Below are 22230 nucleotides of genomic sequence, written 5' to 3' on the forward strand. Positions count from 1 at the left end.
GGCATCCTCACCAGACGACGGGCAGTGTCTCGACGCCGTACTGGGGCGCCAGCGGTTTGAAGCGCAGCTCCTCCCGAGGCACGGCCAGCCGCAGTTCGGGGAAGCGCCGCACCAGCGCGGCGAAGGCGATGCGCAGATTCAGCCGTGCCAGTGCGGCCCCCACGCAGAAGTGGATGCCGTGGCCGAACGCGAGATGGTTGGGATGCTCACGGGTGATGTCGAAACCGTCCTGGTCCTCCTCCCCCGGCTGCGCCCGGTTGGCCGCGAACAGGGAGCAGATCACGCTGTCGCCGGCCTTGATCACCTGGTCCCCGATCCTCACGTCCTCCAGTGCGGTGCGCGGGGAGGCCACCGGGATGACGGACACGTAGCGCAGCAGTTCCTCGACCGCCTGGTCCATCAACTCGGGCTTCTCCCGGAGCAGTTCGAACTGCTCGGGATGCGCGAGGAGGGCGAGGGTGCCCAGGCCCAGCATGCCGGCGCTGTTCTCCCAGCCGGCGGCCATCTCCGAGGCGCAGATGCCGATCAGCTCCTCGTCGGTGAGCTCGTCGCCGTACTCGCGGAGCAGCATGCTGAGCTGGTCGTCGGCCGCTCCCGGGTCGCGCCGCTTCTGTGCCACGAGCCGGCCCATGTAGCTCTCGAACGCCTTGGCCGCCGCCTGCTGCCGGGTGCGGTTGGCGCTGCGGCTGAGGTCGAGGTTGCGGGCCAGCTCGGCCTGGTCGTCGCGGGGCACTCCGAAGAGCGCGCAGCCCACCAGGCCGGGCACGGGCCGGGCGAAGTGCCGCATCAGGTCGGCCGGTTGCCCGGCCCGCTCCAGCACATCCAGCCGGCCCTCGACGATCTTCTCGATCAACGGCTCCATCCGCCGCATCCGCCGCACCGTGAACTCCGGCGTCAGCATCTGCCGCAACCGCGTGTGCTCCGGCGGGTCGTACTGCAACAGGTTGCCGGACTGAGTGCGCCGGGCCGGCGAGGCGCTCGCCTCCGGCGGCCGGTTGCTGAACCGCTCCGCGTCGCCGAGGACCGCGCGCACCTCCTCCCGGCCGGAGACGACCCAGTCGTGGAACCCGGAGCCGGAGTCTTCGAGGACCGGCGTCTTTTCGGCCATCCGGCGCAGCCCCGGCAGCGGGTCCATCCCGTCACGGCCCTGATGCAGGGGAATGTCTGTCGGTTTCGGCATGGGTGGATCCCTTCCTTCGATACGCCTCGTGGAGCCGCTGGTCGTGCCGGTCCGCTACCAGGCGACGGGCAGCTTCTCGACGCCGTACGTGGCGAGCAGCGGCGGCCGGAAGCGCAGTTCCTGACGGGGCACGGCGAGGCGCAGACCCGGAAAGCGGCGCAGGAGTCCCGCATAGGCGGTCCGCAGTTCCATCCGGGCCAGCGCCGCGCCGACGCAGAAGTGGATGCCGTGCCCGAAGGCAATGTGCGAGACGTTTTCGCGATCGACCCTGAACTCGTCCCTGTCGGTGTCGTCGAGCTGCGCGCGGTTGACGGCGAGCAGGGAGCAGGAGACGATCTCGCCCTCCTTGATCTCCTGGCCGCCGATGGTCACGTCCTCCAGCGCGGTGCGCGGCGAGGCGATCGGTACGACGGCGACGTACCGCAGCACTTCCTCGACCGCCTGGTCCATCAACTCGGGCTTCTCCTGAAGCAGTTCGAGCTGCCCGGGGTGGTCGAGCAGCGCGAGGGTGCCGAGGCCGAGCATGCCGGCGACGTTCTCCATGCCGGCGGCGATGACGGACGCGCAGATGCCGACGAGCTCCTTGTCGGTGACGTCGGCGCCGTGGTCCTGGATCAGCATGCCGAGCATGTCGTCGCCCGGGTCTCGGCGCTTCTGCTTGACGAACCTGGCCAGATAGCCGTCGAACGCGTTCACCGCGGCCTGTCGCAGTTGCCAGTTGCGGTTGGCGCGCCGGCTGAGGTCGAGGTTGCGCGCCAGTTCGGGCTGGTCGTCGCGGGGCACTCCGAGCAGTGTGCAGCCGACCAGTCCGGGAATGGGCCAGGCGAAGTGCCGCATCAGATCGGCCGGTTGTCCCGCGCGCTCCAGCACATCCAGCCGGTCCTCGACGATCTTCTCGATCAGCGGCTCCATCCGCCGCATCCGCCGCACCGTGAACTCCGGCGTCAGCATCTGCCGCAACCGCGTGTGCTCCGGCGGGTCGTACTGCAGCGGATTGCCGATCTGGGTGATCTGCCGGGACTCCTCCTCGCTGTCCGCGGGCGGTCGGGTGGTGAAGCGCTGCGCGTCGCCGAGAACGGCCCGCACCTGTTCCCGGCCGGTGACGATCCAGTCGTGGATGCCCGGTCCGGTGTTCTTCAGCATCGGTGTCTCGGCGCTCATCCGGCTCAGTTCGGGCAGCGGTTCCAGACCGTCCCGGGTGTGGTTCTGCAGAACTTCCGGCGGCTTCGGCATTGGCGGATCCCTTTCGTCGTCTTCGTCGTCGCGCCCGGTCAGGCGTCGGTCCCGGACCGGAGCGTCTCGGTGATGACGCGCCCGATGTCCGCCAGATGCGCGGACTGCAGCATGTCGTTGTGGGCGGCGGCGATCTCGTGCACCACGACGTCCCCCGCGGTGTAGGGACGCCAGCTGTCCACCGCCTCCGCCACCGGCAGGTCCTCGGGCCGGTCCTCGGTCGCGACGAACAGCAGGACGTCACCGCCGAAGCGAGGAGGCGTGTGATTGCGGGAGATGCCGACCGCGTTCCGCATGACCTCCTCCATGTTCGTCATCAGCGGACCGCTCACGCCCATCGGCATCTCGCCGCCGTCCGGGGAGGTGTGGAACTCGCGCCGCTGCTCCGGCGCCGAGTGGGTCTCCCCCGCCTCGTCGTCGCCGACGAGGGCCCGGCCGAGCCCGGCGGGGTACGAGTCGAGCAGGGCGACCAGGGCGGTCTGCTCGCCGAGTTCCTCCAGGCGAGCGGCGATCGCCTGCGCGATCACACCGCCGAAGGACCAGCCGAGGAGGTGGTACGGGCCGCTGGGCTGCAGCCCCCGGATCTGCTCGACGTAGTCGGCGACCATCTCCTCCATGCTCTGCGGCAGCGGCTCGGGCCCGGCCAGCCCGCGCGCCTGCACGCCGTAGACCGGCAGGTCCGACGGCAGGTGCTGGAGCAGGGCCGCATAGCCCCAGCTGAGACCGGTGCTGTGGTGCACACAGAACAGCGGCGGACGGCTGCCCTCGGCCCGCAGCGGCAGCAGCACCTCCAGGTCGTCGCGGTTGCGGACCTTGCGGCGCGCCGCCACGGAACCTCCGTACCGGTCCTGCCCCTTGTCCCGCAGGGCGATCAGGCCCTCGGCGGTGCGTTTCGCCCGCTCGCCGGTGCGGACCATCCGCGCCCCCGCGGGCCCGAACGGACACGCCACGAAGCGCGAGCCCGTCCGACCGGGCCGGCCCGCATAACCGCGGGCCGACGAGGCACCCGCCACATACAGGTCGCCCACGGCTCCCGGCGGTACCGGGCGCAGGAAGTCGTCCAGCACGAACGCACGGGTGTTGGCGACCGGACCGCCCGCGAGCGGCTCCGCCGACAGCGTCCCGGAGGGGGTGCGGTGCTCCCCGGAGGGGGTGCGGTGCTCCCACCACGCCCCTCCGGCCTCGACCGCGCCCTGGACGGTCACCAGCCGGGACTGCGGGTGCTCCGCCCGCCTGCTGTGCAGGTCATCCGCGACCACCGGCGTGCCGTGGCCCATCGCCCACACTTCCGCGAACTCCGGCCCGCCGTCGGCGATTTGTCCGTCCGGGAGCTGACCGGCGGTGGTGACCAGCACCGCGGTGCCGTCCGTCGTGGCCGCCACAGGCCGCGCACCGGGTGCACCGAGTCGTACGGTCACGCCCGCGCACAGCGCCGCGAGCACCGGCGCGAGCAGGGCGGCCTGTGCCTGGACGGGGGCCCGCCCGTCGAGCACCAGCTCCGCCGACTCCGCCGGCAGCGACCGCATCCGGTGGGCCACCAGATTGAGCAGTGCCCGGTGCTCGATCACCGCGACCTCGCTGAGGCCGTCCTCCGGCGAGACGGGCAGCAGCAAGGCCGCGCTGCCCGGCAGCGGCCGCCGCACCGCCACGCTCTCCCGGGCCCCGGTCACCTCCTGCTCCTCCTCCAGCGCGACCACCGGGATCGTGACGTCCTCGGGCACCACCCCGGCAATGGTCGCGGGGCACACCAGCGCCGCGGCGCCGGACTCGCGCACCAGCTCGCCGACCTCCTCCACAGGCCGGTCCGGTCCCGCGAACAGACAGACGGCACCGGCCTCCAGCACGCCGAGCGCGCCGACCACGACGCCGCTGCTCGGCGGCACGGCCACCATCACGACGTCGTCGGCCCCGATCCCCTGCTCAACCAGCCGCCGCGCGAGCCGCGAGCCCGCGTCCCGCAGCGCCGCGTACGTCAGCGCGGTGTCCTGGCCCTGCTCCACGAGGGCGACGGCGTCCGGGGTGCGGGCCGCCCGGGCCGCCAGCAGCTCGACCACGGTGCCCGTCGGCACCTCGGCCGCGGTGGCGTTCCACACCTCGACCACCTGCTGGTACTCGGCCGGGTCCAGGAGCACGTCCACCTGGCTCAGGCGCAGTTCGGGATCGGCCGCGACCTGTTCGAGCACCCGCACCAGCCGGCCGGCCAGCGCCTCGACGGTGACCCGGTCGAACAGCTCCGTCGCGTACCGGATCACGCCGTCGATGCCGTCCGGTGTGCCGTCGTCGTGGCTCCGCTCGGTGAGGCTGACGGTCAGATCGAGCTCGGAGGACTCCGTCCCCACGTCCAGGCGCCTGGTGCTCAGGCCCGGCATCTCGGAGGTGTCCCACTTCTCCGCGTCGTCGTCGTGCACCTCCAGGAGTACCTGGAAGACGGGGTGGTGCGGCGCCGCCGGGTCGGGCAGGGGCAGCACCTCCACCATCCGCTCGAACGGCAGGTCCCGGTAGAGCAGCGCCTCCTGGTGGGCGTCCCGCGACCGGCCGATCAGCTCCAGGAAGGTCGGGTCGCCGGAGGTGTCCGTACGCAGCGGCAGCGGGCCGGCGAACGGGCCCACCACGCCCTCCAGGCTGTCCTCGGCCTCCTGGCGCGGCAGTACGGTGCCGAGCGTGACGTCCGTGCCCGCCCCCAGCCGGCTGAGCAGCAGCGCGAGCGCCGCGTGCACCACGATGAACGCCGAGGGCGAGCCGCCGGACTGTGCCGCCTCCATCAGCCGGTCGTGCGCCTCGGCACCGAGGCGCACCGGTACAGCGTCCACGCGGCGCGACGGCGACGCCTGCCGCGGCCGGTCGGCAGGCAGCTCGGTCTCGGCGCCGACGCCCGCCAAGGTCTCGCGCCAGTACTCCACCTGATCGCTGATCAGGCTGTCCGACCGCTCCTCGCCCTTGAGCAGCTCCCGCTCCCACAGCGCGTAGTCCGCGAACTGCATGGGCAGCGGCGCCCGTTCCGACACCCGACCCTCGCGCCGCGCGCCGTACGCCGCGGCGAGGTCCCGGACGAGCAGGTCGAGCGACGCGTCGTCCGCGGCGATCCGGTGGACGACGAGGAGCAGCACGCTGTCCTCTTCGGACAGCGGGAAGAGGTACGGCCGCCAGGGCGTCTCCCGTGCCAGGTCGAACCGGTATGCGGCATGGGTGGCCAGCAGTTCCGGCAGCTCCTCCTCGGTCGCCGGCGTCACCGTGAGCGAGGGACGGGCCTCGTCGAGGTCCAGTACCCGCTGGTGGGGCACGCCGCCGGCCTCGGGGAACAGCGTCCGCAGCATGTCGTGGCGCGCGGCGACGTCCCCGAGCGCCGCCCGGAGTCCGTCCTGGTCCAGTGGGCCGCCCAGGCGCAGCGCGACCGCGGTCTGGTAGGCCGTCGCGTCCTCGTGCCGGCGGTCCATGTGCCAGGTACGGAGCTGGCCTGCCGTGAGGGGGATCTCCGCCGGACGCTCGTCGGCCGGGCGCAGGGCGGGGCGCACCTTCGAGCCGAGCATCCGGGCCACGCCGACCGGGGTCGGCGCGCCGAAGAACTGCCGCATGCTCAGCTCGGCGCCGAGTTCGGTGCGGATCCGGCCGGCGAGACGCATCGCGAGCGCCGAGTTGCCGCCCAGGTCGAAGAAGTTGTCGTCCGCGCCGACGCGTTCGACCTCAAGGACCTCGGCGAACAGTCCGCACAGGATCTCCTCCACCTCGCCCTGCGGCATCAGCGCGGACACCTGGCCGCCGAAGTCGGGGGCGGGCAGGGCGTCGCGGTCGAGCTTTCCGTTGGGGGTCAGCGGCAGCACGGCGAGCGGCACGATCGCGGCGGGCACCATGTACTCCGGCAGGGCCTTGGCGATGTGCTCGCGCAGCAGGGCCGGGGCGAGTTCGGCCCCGGGCGTGGCGGGGACGGCATAGCCGACCAGTTGCGGGTCACCGGGACCGTCGATCCGGGCGACGACCGCGGCCTGGCCGACGTCGGAGTGGGCGGCGAGCACCGCCTCGACCTCCCCGGGCTCGATGCGGAAGCCACGGATCTTGACCTGCTCGTCCGCCCGCCCCGCGAAGTGCAGCTGTCCGTCCACGCTCCAGCGGGCCAGGTCGCCGGACCGGTACATCCGCCGGCTCGGCGCGAACGGGCAGGCCACGAATCGTTCCGCGGTCTGCCCCGGGCGGCCGACATAGCCGCGGGCCAGACCGGGACCGGCGATGTAGAGCTCGCCCACGGCACCGACGGGCACGGGCTGCAGGAAGTCGTCCAGCACGTACACCCGGGTGTTGGCCAGCGGACGGCCGATCGCGGGCGGCGCGTCCTCGGGGCGGATGCCCGCGTCGAGCGGGACGGCGGTGGTGATCACGGTGGCCTCGGTGGGCCCGTAGGTGTTCCACACCGTCGCCTGCGGCCTCCACCGCGCGGCAAGGTCCGCGCTCAACCGCTCGGCGCCCAGCACCCAGTTGTCCACGCCGGGCACGGTGGCCGGGTCCAGCACGCCGAGCAGCGACGGCACCACGCTGGCCGCGCCGACCCCGGAGCTGCGGATCATCTTCGCCAGCGCGGCCGGGTCGCCCCGCTCCTCGCCGGACGCGATGGCCAGCGTGCCTCCCGCCGCCAGGGTGACGGCCACGTCGAGGACGGCGGCGTCGAAGCTGAACGAGGCGAACTGCAGCGTGGTGATGCCCTGTTCGGCGCCGAGCACCGGGCGCATCGCCTCGGCCAGATTCGCCACGCCGCCGTGCGCGACGGCCACGCCCTTCGGTCGGCCGGTGGAGCCGGAGGTGTAGATCACGTACGCCAGCCGGTCAGGGGACGGCAGCGCCTCCAGCGGTCGGCCGGAGCGGGCCGCGACGGCCTCGGCGGCCTGGTCGAGCAGCAGCACGTGCTCGGCCTCCCACGGCAGCCCGGCCGACGCCTCGGAGGTGGCGAGCACCACCGCCGTACCGCTGTCGGCGACCATGAACGCCAGCCGGTCGGCCGGATATTCGGGGTCCAGCGGCACGAACGCGCCGCCCGCCTTCCACACCGCCACTTCGCTCACGACCACGTCGATGCCGCGGGGCAGACACAGCCCCACCCGGGACTCCCGGCCGATCCCCAGGTCACGCAGATGGCGGGCCAACCGGTTGGAGCGCGCCTCCAACTCCGCGTACGAGAGCAGCTCTTGCCCGCAACGCACGGCAACCACGTCCGGCGCCAGCTCCGCCTGCTCGGCGATCCGCTCCACCAGCGTGCCCGACGGCATCGGCCCCGTGGTGGCGTTCCACTCCTCCACCACCCGCGCACGCTCGGCCTCGCCGAGGAGGTCGATGGCGCTCAGACGGGTGTCGGGGTCGGCGGCGACCTGCTCCAGCACCCGGGCCAGGCGCGCGGCCAGACCCTGGACGGTGCCCTCGTCGAACAGGTCGGCGGCGTAGAGGATCCCGCCACCGAGACCGGCCGGGGTGCCGTCGGCGTCACGTTCCTCGGCCAGGGTGACCGACAGGTCGAACCGGGCCGGCGGTGCCTCGGCAGCCGGGATCGGGGTGATCTCCAGTCCGGGCAGCTCCCAGCGGGAGTCGGGCACGTTCTGCAGTGCGAGCATCACCTGGAAGAGCGGGTTGCGCGACAGCGAACGGGCGGGGTTCAACTCGTCCACCAGCCGCTCGAACGGCACGTCCTGATGCGCGTAGGCCGCCAGATCCGTCTCGCGCACCCGCCCCAGCAGCTCGGCGAAGGTCGGGTCGCCGCTGAGGTCCGTGCGCAGCACCAGGGTGTTCACGAAGAACCCGGCCAGTTCCTCCAGTTGTGTGTCACCGCGCCCCGCGATCGGAGTACCCAGCGGGATGTCGTCCCCGGCGCCCATGCGGGACAGCAGCACCGCGAGCGCCGCATGCACCACCATGAACATCGTCGCCCGGCCCCGCCCCGCCAGCTCCACCAGCGAGGCGTGCGTGGCCGCGTCCACGCCGACCGGCACGCTCCCACTGCGGAACGAGGAGACCGCCGGGCGCAACCGGTCGGCCGGCAGACGCAACTCCTGCGGCGCACCCGCCAGGGCCTGCTTCCAGTAACCCAGTTGACCGCTGACGATGCTGTCCGGGTCGTCGAGGTCGCCGAGAGCGTCCCGCTGCCACAGCGCGTAGTCCGCGTACTGCACCGGCAGCGGCTGCCGGTCCGGTATACGGCCTTCGAGACGCGCGGCGTAGGCGGCCCGCAGATCCCGCGCCAGCACCCCCATCGACCACCCGTCCGACGCGATGTGATGCGTCACCACCAGCAGCACATGCTCACTCGGCGACACCCGCAGCAGCCACACCCGCCACGGCAGCTCCTTGCTCAGCTCGAAGCCCCGCTTGGAGTACGTGGCCAGCCGATCCGCCAGCTCCTCCTCGCTCGTCTCGACGACGGACAGGCGCGGGCGGGCGGCCGGGCCGTGCAGGATGCGCTGTCGCGGGACGCCCTCGGACTGCGGGAAGACCGTGCGCAGGCTCTCGTGCCGCTCCGCGACATCGCCCAGCGCCGCGCGCAGGGCGGCCACATCCAGCTCGCCGTCGAGCCGGAGCGCCAGCGGCAGGTTGTAGGCGGCCGCGGCCGCACCCGAGTCGCCCTCGTCCAGCCGGTTGAGGAACCACATGCGCTGCTGCGCGTACGACAGCGGCAGCACTTCCGGCCGTACCTGCGGCCGCAACGGCAACCGGCCGGTGCCGGACGCACCCTCGATCAGCCGCGCAACCCCCGCCACCGTCGGCGCACCGAACAACTCACGGATGCTCACCTCCGCGTCCAGCACCGACCGCACCCGCGCAAGCAGCCGCATCGCCAGCAGCGAGTCACCACCCAGACCGAAGAACGACGCCTCCGCACCGACCCGCTCCAGGCCCAGCACCTCCGCGAACAGCCCGCACAGCACCTCCTCGGTGGGCGTGGCCGGGGCGCGGCTCTCGTCGCGGGCTGCCGGGTCGAGGGCGAGCAGGGCGGTGCGGTCGAGCTTGCCGTTGACGGTCAGCGGCAGCGCCTCCAGCTCCACGACCGCGGCCGGGACCATGTACTCCGGCAGGGACTTGGCGATGTGTTCGCGCAGCAGGGTGCCGTCGAACTCGGCGTCGGTGGCGGGGACGGCGTACGCGACGAGTTGCCGGTCGCCGGGGCGGTCCTCGCGGACGACCACGGCGGTCTGGCCGACGTCGGGGTGAGCGGCCAGCGCCGCCTCGACCTCGCCCAGCTCGATACGGAACCCACGGATCTTGACCTGCTCGTCCGCCCGTCCGACGAAGTGCAACTGCCCGTCGGCCGACCAGCGGGCCAGGTCCCCCGAGCGGTACATACGCCGGCCCGGTGCGAACGGACAGGCCACGAACCGCTCGGCGGTCTGCCCCGGGCGGCCGACATAGCCGCGGGCGAGTCCAGGCCCGGCGATGTACACCTCGCCCACGGCACCGACGGGCACCGGCTGCAGGAAATCGTCCAGGACATACATCCGGGTGTTGGTCAGCGGGCGGCCGATCGGCGGGGGCGCGTCCTCCGGAGACAGAGTGTCCTCAAGGAGACTGGCGGTGCTGATGACGGTGGCTTCGGTGGGCCCGTAGGTGTTCCACACCCGTGCCTGCGCCTGCCAGCGGGCGGCCAGGTCGGCGCTCAACCGCTCGGCGCCCAGCACCCAGTTGGACACCCCGGGCACGGCGGCCGGGTCGAGTACGCCGAGCAGGGAAGGCACCACGCTGGCCACCGAGACGCCCGAGGTGAGGAGCATTTCCGCCAGCGAGGCCGGGTCGCCCCGCTCTTCGCCGGAGGCAATGGCCAGCGTGCCTCCAGCGGCCAGAGTCACGGCCACGTCGAGAACAGCCGCGTCGAAGCTGAACGAGGCGAACTGCAGCGTCGTGATGCCCTGTTCGGCACCGAGCACCGGACGCATCGCCTCGGCCAGGTTCACCAGACCGCCGTGCGCGACCGCCACACCCTTCGGACGGCCGGTCGAGCCGGAGGTGTAGATCACATACGCCAGCTGGTCGAGGCTCGGTGACGACCCCAGCGGCTCCTCCGGCTCCGCGGCAATCGCCTCCGCCGCCTCATCCAGCAGCAGCACGTGCTCGGCCTCCCACGGCAGCCCGGCCGACGCCTCGGAGGTGGCGAGCACCACCGCCGTACCGCTGTCGGCAACCATGAACGCCAGCCGGTCCGCCGGGTATTCGGGGTCCAGCGGCACGAACGCGCCGCCCGCCTTCCACACCGCCAGTTCGCCCACGACCATGTCCACCCCACGCGGCAGACACAGCCCCACCCGCGCCTCCGCGCCAACGCCCAGACGGCGCAGATGTCGGGCCAGCCGATTCGCACGCGCCTCCAGGTCCCCGTACGAGAGCAGCTCGGCCCCGCAGCGCACAGCCGTGGCCTGCGGAATGCCCTCGGCCCGTGCGGCGATGAGGTCCACTATCGAGCCGGACGGCAGCGGCCGCGCGGTGTCGTTCCACTCCTCCACCACCCGCGCACGCTCGGCCTCACCAAGGACGTCGATGTCGCTGAGGCGCAGCTGCGGTGTGGCCGCGATCTGCTCCAGCACCCGGGCGAGGCGCTGGGCCAGCCGCTGGGCCGTGTCCTCGTCGAACAGGTCGGCGGCGTAGAGGATGCCGCCACCGAGACCGGCCGGTGTGCCGTCGGCGTCGCGTTCCTCGGCCAGGGTGACCGAGAGGTCGAACCGGGCCGGCGGCGCCTCCATGGGCGGCAGCGGCGCCACCCGGAGACCGGGCAGGTCCCACTGTGCCTCCGGCACGTTCTGCAGCGCCAGCATCACCTGGAACAGCGGGTTCCGTGAGAGGGAGCGCGACGGGTTGAGCTCGTCCACCAGCCGTTCGAACGGTACGTCCTGATGCGCGTAGGCCGCCAGATCCGCCTCGCGCACCCGCCCCAGCAGCTCGGCGAAGGTCGGGTCGCCGCTGAGGTCCGTGCGCAGCACCAGGGTGTTGACGAAGAACCCGGCCAGCTCCTCCAGATGCGGCTCGCCCCGGCCGGCGACCGGGGTTCCGAGCGGGATGTCGTCGCCCGCGCCCATGCGGGACAGCAGCACCGCGAGCGCCGCGTGCACGACCATGAACATCGTCGCACGGCCCCGCCCCGCAAGCTCGACCAGCCGGGCGTGCGTGGCCGCGTCCACCCCCACCGGCACGCTGCCGCTGCGGAACGAGGCGACAGCGGGCCGCGGCCGGTCGGTGGGAAGGGCGATCTCCTCGCCGAGGCCTGCCAAGGCCTGCTTCCAGTAGCCCAGTTGGCCGCTGATGATGCTGTCCGGGTCGTCGAGGTCGCCGAGCGCCTCGCGCTGCCACAGCGCGTAGTCCGCGTACTGCACCGGCAGCGGCTGCCGGTCCGGTATACGGCCTTCGAGACGCGCGGCGTAGGCGGCCCGCAGATCCCGCGCCAGCACCCCCATCGACCACCCGTCCGACGCGATGTGATGCGTCACCACCAGCAGCACATGCTCACTCGGCGACACCCGCAGCAGCCACACCCGCCACGGCAGTTCCTCGCTCAGCTCGAAGCCGCGCTCGGACAGCTCGGCGAGCACCTGTGCGACCTCGTCGGCGACGGTGTCCACCACCGTCAGTGACGGCCGGGCCGCGTCGCCGTCGAGGATCCGCTGCCGCGGTACGCCCTCGACGCTCGGGAAGACGGTGCGCAGGCTCTCGTGCCGCACCGCCATGTCGCCGAGCGCCGCCTCCAGGGCGGCCGTGTCCAGTTCACCGGTCAGCCGGAGCGCCAGCGGCAGGTTGTAGGCGGCGGCCGCCGTGCCGGAGGCGGTCTCCTCCAGCCGGTTGAGGAACCACATGCGCTGCTGCGCGTACGACAGCGGCAGCACTTCCGGCCGTACCTGCGGCCGCAACGGCAACCGGCCGGTGCCGGACGCACCCTCGATCAGCCGCGCAACCCCCGCCACCGTCGGCGCACCGAACAACTCACGGATGTTCACCTCCGCGTCCAGCACCGACCGCACCCGCGCAAGCAGCCGCATCGCCAGCAGCGAGTCCCCGCCCAGACCGAAGAACGACGCCTCCGCACCGACCCGCTCCAGGCCCAGCACCTCCGCGTACAGTCCGCACAGCACTTCCTCGGTCGGGGTCGCCGGTCCCCGGCCGCCCTTGACCACCAGGTCGGGCGCGGGCAGCGCGGCGCGGTCGAGCTTGCCGTTGGGCGTCAGCGGCAGCGCGGCCAGCACCACGACCGCGGCCGGGACCATGTAGTCGGGCAACGAGGCCGCCATGAACTCCCGCAGCGCGCCGGTGTCCGGGGTGCCGTCCTGTCCGTTGGGGACGGCGTAGGCGATCAGGCGTGTGTCGCCCGACCCGTCCTCGCGGGCGACGACCGCCGCCTGGCCGACGCCGTGATGGGCGGCGAGTACGGCCTCGACCTCGCCCGGCTCCACTCGGTGCCCGCGGATCTTCACCTGCTCGTCGGCGCGACCGGCGAAGTGCAGCCTGCCGTCCGAGCTCCAGCGGGCCAAATCGCCGGAACGGTACATCCGCTGACCGGGCAGGAACGGGCAGGCCACGAAGCGCTCCGCGGTCAGCTCCGGCCGGCCGACGTAGCCGCGTGCCAGGCCCGGCCCGGCGATGTACACCTCACCCACCGAACCCGCGGGAACGGGCTGGAGGAAGTCGTTCAGCACGAACACCCGGGTGTTGCCGATGGGCCGCCCGATCGCCGGAGGCGGGTCCTCAGCGGTGATGGCGCCGTCGATGGGGGTGGCGGTGGTGATGACGGTGGCCTCGGTCGGACCGTAGGTGTTCCACACCCGTGCCTGCGCCCGCCAACGGGCGGCCAGGTCGGCGCTCAACCGCTCGGCGCCCAGCACCCAGTTGGACACCCCGGGCACCGTGGCCGGGTCCAGCACCCCGAGCAGCGACGGCACCACACTCGCCACGCCCACACCCGCCGTACGAATCAACTCCGCCAGCGCGGCCGGATCGCCCCGCTCCTCACTCGACGCGATGGCCAACGTGCCGCCGGCCCCCAGCGTGACGGCCACATCGAGAACGGCAGCGTCGAAACTGAACGACGCGAACTGAAGCGCCGTCACACCCTGCTCCACGCCCAGCACCGGGCGCATCGCCTCCGCCAGATTCACCAGACCGCCGTGCGCGACGGCCACGCCCTTCGGACGGCCGGTCGAACCGGAGGTGTAGATCACATACGCCAGCTGGTCGAACTCCGGGGACGACTCCGGCGCGTCCGCGGGTTCCGCGGCAATCGCCTCCGCCGCGTCGTCAAGCAGCACCAGGTGTTCGGCTTCCAGCGGCACATCGCCGAGCGTGTCGCGCGTGCTGAGCACCACCGCCGTACCGCTGTCGGCGACCATGAACGCCAGCCGGTCCGCCGGGTATTCGGGGTCCAGCGGCACAAAGGCGCCGCCCGCCTTCCACACCGCCAGTTCGCCCACGACCATGTCCACCCCACGCGGCAGACACAGCCCCACCCGCGGCTCCGCGCCAACGCCCAGACGGCGCAGATGTCGGGCCAGCCGATTCGCACGGGCCTCCAGATCGCCGTACGAGACCGTCTCGTCCCCGCACCGCAGGGCCACCGCCTCCGGCGAGCGCCGCACCCGGTCCCGGAACAGGTCGAGCAAGGTGTCGGACGGCACGGGACGGGCCGTGTCGTTCCACTCCTCCACCACCCGCCCACGCTCGGCCGCGCCGAGAACGTCGATGTCGCAGACCCGGATCTGCGGATTCTCCGCGATCTGCTCCAGCACCCGCACCAGCCGGTCGACGACCGCCATGGCGGCGTCTCGGTCGAAGAGGTCGGGCCGGTAGTCGAGCTTGAAGTGCATCCGGTCGGCCGGGACCACGACCAGCGTCAGCGGATAGTGCGCCGCTTCCTGCGCACCGCCCGCGCGGATGGCGAAGCCGTCCGGGCTGGGCGGCCCGGCGGGCGGGCGGGGGTAGTTCTCGTACACCACAAGGGTGTCGAAGACCGCGCCGGCACCGGCGAGGCGCTGGACCTCGGGCAACCCCAGATGCTGGTGCGCCATCAGCGCGGACTGCCGCGCCTGCAGATCGGCGAGCAGCGCGGCGACAGGCTGGGCGGCGTCGAGTTGCGCCCGTACCGGAAGGGTGTTGAGGAAGAGACCGACCATCGACTCCACGCCGGGGAGTTCCATGGGCCGTCCCGCCGACGTGGCGCCGAAGACCACGTCGGTGCGTCCGGTCAGGTGTGCCAGCACGATCGCCCATGCGCCCTGGATCACGGAGTTGACCGTCAGCCCCTGGCCACGGGCCAGTTGCACCACCCTCTGGGTCAGTTCCTCGGAGATCTCGTGGATCAGGTTCTCCGCGGCAACCGGCGGCCTGCCCGGGTCGGCCGGCGCGACCAGGGTGGGCTCCTCGACCCCCGCCAGCTCCGCGCGCCAAGCCGCCCGTGCCGCGGCCTTGTCCTGGCGGTTCAACCACGCCAGGTACTCCCGGTAAGAGGTCGTGCGGGGTAATCCGGCGGTGCTGCCGCCCGCCGTGTACACCGCGGACAGCTCGGTGAGCAGGACCGGAATGGACCAGCCGTCCATGAGCACATGGTGACTGGTCATCACCAGCCGGTGCCGGTCCTCGGCAAGCCGGACGAGCAGCAGCCGCAACAGGGGCGCCACCGCCGGATCGAACTTCTCCGCGCGCTCCCGTTCCGCCAACCGCTCCAGCTCGGCGGCCGCATCGGCCTCCGCGAGGCCGGAGACGTCCGCCGCGTGCCACGGCAGGACGACCTCACGCGCGATGACCTGGACCGCCTCGCCGGACTTGCGCCGTCGGAAGCTCGCCCGCAGCGCCGCGTGCCTGGCCAGCAACGCCTCCCAGGACGCCCGCAGTTGACCGGCGTCGACCGGACCGATCAGATCGAGCATGCGCTGCCCTTGATACACATCGGGGCCCTCGTCGCCGAAGGCGGCGTGGAAGAGCAGCCCCTCCTGCAGCGGCGACAGCGGCCAGACGTCCTCGACACGAGATCGGGTCATCGCTCCATCTCTCCTTACAGCGTCTCAAAGCGCGTGTTAGATGTGGTCCTCGGCGAATTCGGACTCGAGCTCGTCGACTTCTTCTTGTGCAAGGTCGAGGAGGGGGAAGTCGGACGGGGTGTGGCCGCCGGCGGCGGGGTCGGTGGTGTGTGCGGCCAGGCCGTGCAGCATCTCCAGCCACAGCCCGCCGAGGCGTTCGGCCTCGGATTCCTCCAGCAGCCTGCCGGCCCAGCTGAGGGTGACGGTCAGCTCGGGGCCGTCCGGAGTGTCGCGGACGACGGCGCCGGCATCGAGGGCGTGCGCGACGGGGGCGTCGGGGTCGGCGGCACCGCCGACCGCCGTCTCGCCGGCCAGCTGCCAGACGCGGACGGGGCCGGACTGCTCACCGGCTGTGAACCGGCCCAGGTAGTTGAACCCGACCTGGGCGGAGGGGAGTTGGGCCAGAACCTGGGCCGTGTCGGGGTTGAGGTGACGCAGCAGACCGTAGCCCAGTCCGTCCCCGGGCACGGCGCCCACCTGCTCCTTGACTGCCTTGAGCAGCGCTCCGGCAGCCGGGCCGCCGGAGCGGGCCTGGGGCAGGTTCACCCCGACGGTGTCCAGCCGGAGGGGGTGGACACCGGTGAACCAGCCCATCGTGCGGGACAGGTCCACCCCTTCCACCGGCTCGCGGCCGTGGCCCTCGATGTCGACCAGGACCCGGCCGGCCGGACCTGGCCGCCAGGAGGAGATCGCCCCGGCCAGGGTCGCGAGCAGCACTTCGTGCAGCCCGCAGTGGAACACGGCCGCCGTCCGCCCGGCCAGCACCGCCGCCTGCTCCACCGGCACGGTCCAGGAGCGGTGCCTGAGTGTTCGTACGGTGTCCCGGTCCGGATCCAACTGCCGGACGCCGAGCAGCGGTTCCTCACCTCGGAGCAGTTCGGTCCACCCCGGCAGTTCGGCGCGCCGCTCGTCGCTGCGGGCCTGAGTGGTCAGCAGCTCAGCCCACCGGCGGAACGACGTACCCGTCGGATCGAGGGCCGGTGTCTCGCCCGCGGCCACGGCCTCGTACGCGGCCTGCAGATCCGGCAGCAGGATCCGCCACGACACTCCGTCCACCGCCAAGTGGTGGACCACCAGCACCAGGCGGCCCACCCGTGTCGGCCCGGCATCGGCCCACACCACCTGCAGCAGTACGCCCGAGGTGGGATCCAGCCGCTCCACTGCTTCGCGGGCCGCCCGGCCCACCACCTGATCGAGGTCGCCGTCGGTGGCGTCGACGCGGCTGATCAGCGCGGCCGCGTCCACCGACCCGGGCGCGCGCACCACCAGCCGCGATCCGCCGTCCTCGACGCGGGCGCGGAGCATGTCGTGCGCATCGAGGACCGCAGCGACGGCCGTGCCGAGCGCCTCCCGGTCGAGTCCGGCCGGTGCGCCGACGACCATCCACTGCGCGAACCGCGCGTCGGCAGCCCGTTCGCCCAGGGCCTTCATCGCGGGCGTCCAGGCGACCTCGCCCACGCCATCGTCGGCGTCGCCCTGCGACTGGCCGTCGACGGGCTGGGCAACGAGAGCCAGGCGCTCGACGGTCTTCTCCTCGAAGACCTGCCGTGGCGTGACCACCCATCCGGCGCGCCGGGCCCGCGACGCCAACTGCATCGACATGATCGAATCGCCGCCCAACTCGAAGAAGCCGGCGTCGGCCGCCACCTCTTCCAGCCCCAGCACTGCGGCGAACAGCCCGCAGAACAGCTCCTCTTCGGGCGTGACCGGAGCCCGGCCCGTCCTACCGCCGGGCGCCTCGGGTGCGGGCAGAGCGGCCCGGTCCACCTTCCCGTTGACCGTCAACGGCAGCGCCTCCAGCACCACCACCACCGACGGGACCATGTACTCCGGCAGCGTCTTGGCGACGTGCTCGCGCAGCAGTGCGGTGTCGAGTCCGGCGCCGGTGGCCGGGACGGCGTAGGCGACCAGTCGCTTGTCACCCGGCCGGTCCTCGCGGGCGACGACCACGGCCTGGCCGACGTCCGGGTGAGCGGCGAGCACGGCTTCGACCTCGCCGGGCTCGATACGGAACCCACGGATCTTCACCTGCCCGTCCGCCCGCCCGGCGAAGTGCAGCTGCCCGTCCGCGCTCCAGCGCGCCAGGTCTCCGGAGCGGTACATCCGCCCACCGGGTACGAAGGGACAGGCCACGAACCGCTCCGCGGTCTGTGCCGCGCGGCCGACATAGCCGCGGGCCAGGCCGGAGCCGGCCACATACAACTCACCCGTGATGTCCGGGGGGACCGGCCGGAGAAAGTCGTCCAGGACGAAGACCCGGGTGTTGCCGATGGGGCGGCCGATCGGCGGCGCCGGGTCCTGCGGCCGGATGCCTGGGTCCAAGGCCGTCGCCGTGGTGATCACGGTGGCCTCGGTCGGCCCGTAGGTGTTCCACATCTTCGACCGGGCCGTCCACCGGGCGGCCAGGTCGGCGCTCAACCGCTCAGCGCCCAGCACCCAGTTCGTCACCCCGGGCACGGCGGCCGGATCCAGCACACCGAGCAGCGACGGCACCACACTCGCCACGCCCACACCCGCCGTACGGATCATCTCCGCCAACGCGCCCGGGTCGTCCCGCTCCTCGCTCGCCGCGATGGCCAGCGTGCCGCCGGCGGCAAGGGTGACGGCCACGTCGAGGACGGCCGCGTCGAAGCTGAATGAGGCGAACTGAAGCGCCGTCACACCCTGCTCCACGCCCAGCACCGGGCGCATCGCCTCCGCCAGGTTCGCCACACCGCCGTGCGCGACCGCCACACCTTTCGGACGGCCGGTCGAGCCGGAGGTGTAGATCACGTACGCCAGCCGGTCGGGGCTCGGTGACAGCGACAGCGGCTCCGCAGACTCCGCGGTGATCGCCTGCTCGAACTCGTCGAGCAGCACGACCCGCTCCGATGCCGGCGGCAGGCTGTCGAGCGTGTCGGTCGTACTCAGGGCCACCGTGGCAGCACTGTCGGTGATCATGAACGCCAGCCGGTCGGCCGGGTACTGCGGATCCAGCGGTACGAAGGCACCGCCGGCCTTCCAGACGGCCAGCTCGCCGACGACCATGGCGACCCCGCGCGGCAGACACAGCGCCACCCGTGACTCCGGACCGACCCCGAGGCGGCTCAGATACCGGGCCAGTTGGTTGGAGCGCGCCTCCAGCTCCGCGTACGACAGCTGCTCTGCCCCGCAGCGGACGGCCACGGCTTCCGGCACGCGCCGCGCCCACTCCTCGAACCTCTCCAGCACCGTGCCCGTCGGCACCGGCCGGGCGGTGTCGTTCCACCGCTCCACCACCGACACCCGCTCCTCGCCGTCGAGCACCTCGATCTCGCCGACCCGGAGCCGAGGGTTCGCCGCGATCTGTCGCAGCACCCGTACCAGCCGACGCCCGGTCCGGGCTGCCGCGTCCCGGTCGAACAGGTCGGGCCGATAGGTCAGTTCGATCTGGAGCCGGTCGTGCGGGGTGATGCCCAGGGTGAGCGGAAAGTTGGTGGCCTGACGCGTCTCCAGGCCGGAGAAGGTGAGCACGTCGGGATCGGACGGCCGTGCCGGGGGCCGAGGGAAGCTCTCGTACACCACCAGCGTGTCGAAGAGCGCCCCTGCTCCACCGAGCTTCTGGATCTCTGCCAGGCCGAGGTGCTGGTGCGTCAGCAGAGCGGACTGCCGCGCCTGCAGTTCGGTGAGCAGATCACCCACCGGCTGGGCGGGGTCGAGCCGCACACGTACGGGGAGGGTGTTGATGAAGAGGCCGACCATCGACTCCACACCCGGCAGCTCCGGCGGCCGCCCGGCCACGGTCGCGCCGAAGACGACGTCACGGCGGCGGGCAAGGCGCGCCAGCACCAGCGCCCAAGCACACTGGACGACGGTGTTGACCGTCACCCCCTGGGTACGGGCCAGCTCCTCCAGCGCCCGAGTGGCCTCCTCGGACAGCTCGGTGGCGAACTCCTCCGGCAGCACCGCCACCCTGGCCGGGTCGGCCGGCACGATGAGCGTCGGCTCGTCGGTCCCGGCCAGCTCCGCCCGCCACGCGGCCCGCGCCGCCTCTTTGTCCTGACGGTTCAGCCAGACCAGATGGTCCCGGTACGACGCCGCCGCGGGCAGCGCCCGGGTGTCCCCGCCCACCGCGTACACCGTGGACAACTCGCCCAGCAGGACGGGCATCGACCAGCCGTCCATCAGTATGTGATGGGTCGTCATGACGAGGCGGTGCCGGTCCGCGCCGAGGCGTATCAGCAGCAGCCTCAGCAGCGGCGCGACCGCCAGGTCCAGGCGCTGCGCCCGCTCCTCGGCGGCCAGGGCGTCGGCCCGGTCCGACATGTCCGCCTCCGGCAGGTCCGACAGGTCGACCTGCTGCCAGGGCAGCGTCACATCGCGGGTGATCAGCTGCACGGGCTCACCCGATTTCCGCTCGTGGAAACTCGCCCGCAGGGCGGCATGGCGAGCCACCAGCGCCTCCCACGACACCCTGAAGCGATCGGCGTCCAGGGGACCGTCGACCGCCAGGACGCACTGCATGGCGTAGACGTCGGGTCCTTGGTGATCGAAGGCGGCGTGAAAGAGCATCCCCTCCTGCAAGGGCGACAGCGGCCACACTTCTGCCAGGGCAGAGCCCTTGGCGGCGGTCGGCGACTTCACAGGGACCGTCCTCCTTCGAGTCGTGCGGCTATTGCTTCGAGTTCTTCGACCTCGTCCTGTGAGAGATCGAGGAGGGGGAAATCGGATGGGGTGTGGCCGCCCGCGGTGGGTTCGTCGGTGGTGTGCGCGGCCAGGCCCCGCAGCATCTCCAGCCACAGCCCGCCGAGCCGTTCGGCCGCCGCGTCGTCGAGCAGGCTGCCCGGCCAGCTGAGCGTGAGGGTCAGCTCCGGGCCGCCCGTGGTGTCACGCACCACGGCACCGGCTTCCAGGGCGTGCGCCACGGGCATGTCGGGGTCGGCCGCGCCACCGACCGCCGTCTCGCCGGCCAGCTGCCAGGCGCGGGCGGGACCGGACTGCTCGCCGACGGTGAACCGGCCCAGATAGTTGAAACCGATCTGGGCGGTGGGGAGTTCGGCCAGGACCTCGGCCGTCTCCGGGTTGAGGTGGCGGAGCAGGCCGTAGCCGAGTCCGTCACCGGGGACGGAGCGCACCTGTTCCTTGACGGCCTTGAGCAGTGCACCCGCCGCTGGGCCGCCCGTCAGGGCTTCTGCCAGGTCGGCAGGTGTTGTGTCCAGGCGGACGGGGTGGACGTTGGTGAACCAGCCCACCGTGCGGGACAGGTCCACGCCTTGCACCGGCTCCCGGCCGTGCCCCTCGACATCTATCAGCGTGTAGGGGGCGTCGGTGGGGCGCCAGTGGGCGACCGCTCCGGCAAGCGTCGCGAGCAGCACTTCGTGCAGGCCGCAGTGGTACATCGTGGGCGTCTGGCCGGCCAGCACGGCTGCCTGCTCGGTGGGTACGGCCCATGAGTGATGGTGCAAGGTGTGGACGGTGTCCCGGGCCGGATCCAACGGGCGGTCGCCGAGCGGCGGTTCGTAGCCTTGGAGGAGTTCGGTCCAGGCTTGTAGTTCCGCGTGCCGTTCGTCGTTGCCGGCCTGGGTGGTCAGCAGCTCCGCCCACCGGCGGAAGGATGTACCCACCGGGTCGAGGGCCGGTGTGCCACCCGCGACCGCTGTCTCGTATGCGGTCTGCAGGTCAGGCAGCAGGATCCGCCACGACACGCCGTCCACTGCCAGGTGGTGGACCACCAGCGCGAGACGGCCGGTGCGGGACGGTCCCGCATCCACCCAAACGACCTGCACCAGCACGCCGGAGGCGGGGTCCAGGCGCTCCACTGCTTCGCGGGCCGCGCGACCGGCAACCTCGTCCAGGTCGCGCTCGTTGGTCATGGTCGCGTCCACGTGGTGGATCAGCTCGGCTGCCGTCACGGTTCCCGGCTCACCGACCGTCAGTCGTGTCCCGTTGGCCTGGACGCGGGCGCGCAGCATGTCGTGGGTGTCGATGACCGCGCCCACGGCCGTGGCCAGCGCCTCACGGTCCAGTCCGGCCGGTGCGCCGACGACCGTCCACTGCGCGAAGCGGGATCCGATGACCGCCTGTTCACCGAGTGTCCGCATCACCGGCGTCCAGGGCACCTCGCCCACGCCGTCGTCCGCCGCGTCGGTCGCATCGGCGCCGACGGGCTGGGCCACCAGTGCCAGGCGTTCGACAGTCTTCTCCTCGAACACCTGCCGCGGGGTGACCACCCATCCAGCGCGTCGGGCCCGCGACGCCAACTGCATCGACATGATCGAGTCGCCGCCCAGCTCGAAGAAGCCGGCGTCGGCCGCCACCTCTTCCAGGCCCAGGACCTCGGCGAAGATCCGGCACAGGGTCTCCTCGACCACACCTTCCGGCGCCCGACCGGACACCTGTTGCGCGAAGTCCGGTGCCGGCAGGGCGGCCCGGTCCACCTTGCCGTTGACCGTCAGCGGCAGCGCCTCCAGGACCACCACGGCGGACGGGACCATGTATTCCGGCAGGGTCTCAGCCGCGTATGCACGCAGCATGTTCGGCAGGTCCTCCTCGGACCGGTCCGAGAGATCCGCGACGACGTAGGCGACGAGTCGGCTGTCACCGGGTGTGTCTCCGCGTGCTATCACGGCCGACTGGGTGACTCGCGGGTGACTGTCGAGGGCGGTTTCGATTTCGCCGGGTTCGATGCGATACCCACGGACCTTGACCTGCGTATCGGCCCGGCCGAGGAACACCAACTCCCCCTCATCCGTCCACCGCACCACATCCCCGGTCCGATACATCCGCACCCCGGGAACGAACGGACACGCCACAAACCGCTGACCCGTCAACCCCGCCCGACCC

At 72.3% G+C, this 22230-nt stretch carries 5 protein-coding genes; all 5 read right to left on the minus strand.

Annotated features, from left to right (window positions below; translation table 11 throughout):
- Positions 1-7: 7 nt before the first annotated feature.
- Positions 8-1180 carry a cytochrome P450 gene (locus tag ACZ4EG_RS24840; RefSeq protein WP_467792135.1) on the minus strand — a complete coding sequence of 391 codons (1173 nt, stop codon included), beginning with the start codon at positions 1178-1180 and terminating at the stop codon, positions 8-10.
- A 54-nt stretch (positions 1181-1234) separates the two neighbouring features.
- Positions 1235-2413 (minus strand): cytochrome P450, encoded by a 1179-nt coding sequence (locus ACZ4EG_RS24845; RefSeq protein WP_467792136.1) that lies wholly within the window; start codon positions 2411-2413, stop codon positions 1235-1237.
- A gap of 38 nt (positions 2414-2451) precedes the next feature.
- Positions 2452-15390 (minus strand): amino acid adenylation domain-containing protein, encoded by a 12939-nt coding sequence (locus tag ACZ4EG_RS24850; protein WP_467792137.1) that lies wholly within the window; start codon positions 15388-15390, stop codon positions 2452-2454.
- Between the two features lie 36 nt (positions 15391-15426).
- The gene (locus ACZ4EG_RS24855) at positions 15427-20031 is read right to left on the minus strand and encodes an amino acid adenylation domain-containing protein (protein WP_467792138.1); all 4605 of its coding nucleotides are present in this window, start codon (positions 20029-20031) and stop codon (positions 15427-15429) included.
- Positions 20028-22230: condensation domain-containing protein (locus ACZ4EG_RS24860; RefSeq protein ID WP_467792139.1), on the minus strand; the 2203-nt coding region annotated here is incomplete at its 5' end. The genes ACZ4EG_RS24855 and ACZ4EG_RS24860, both read right to left, overlap by 4 nt.

The organism is Streptomyces sp. NPDC025638 (assembly GCF_055558775.1).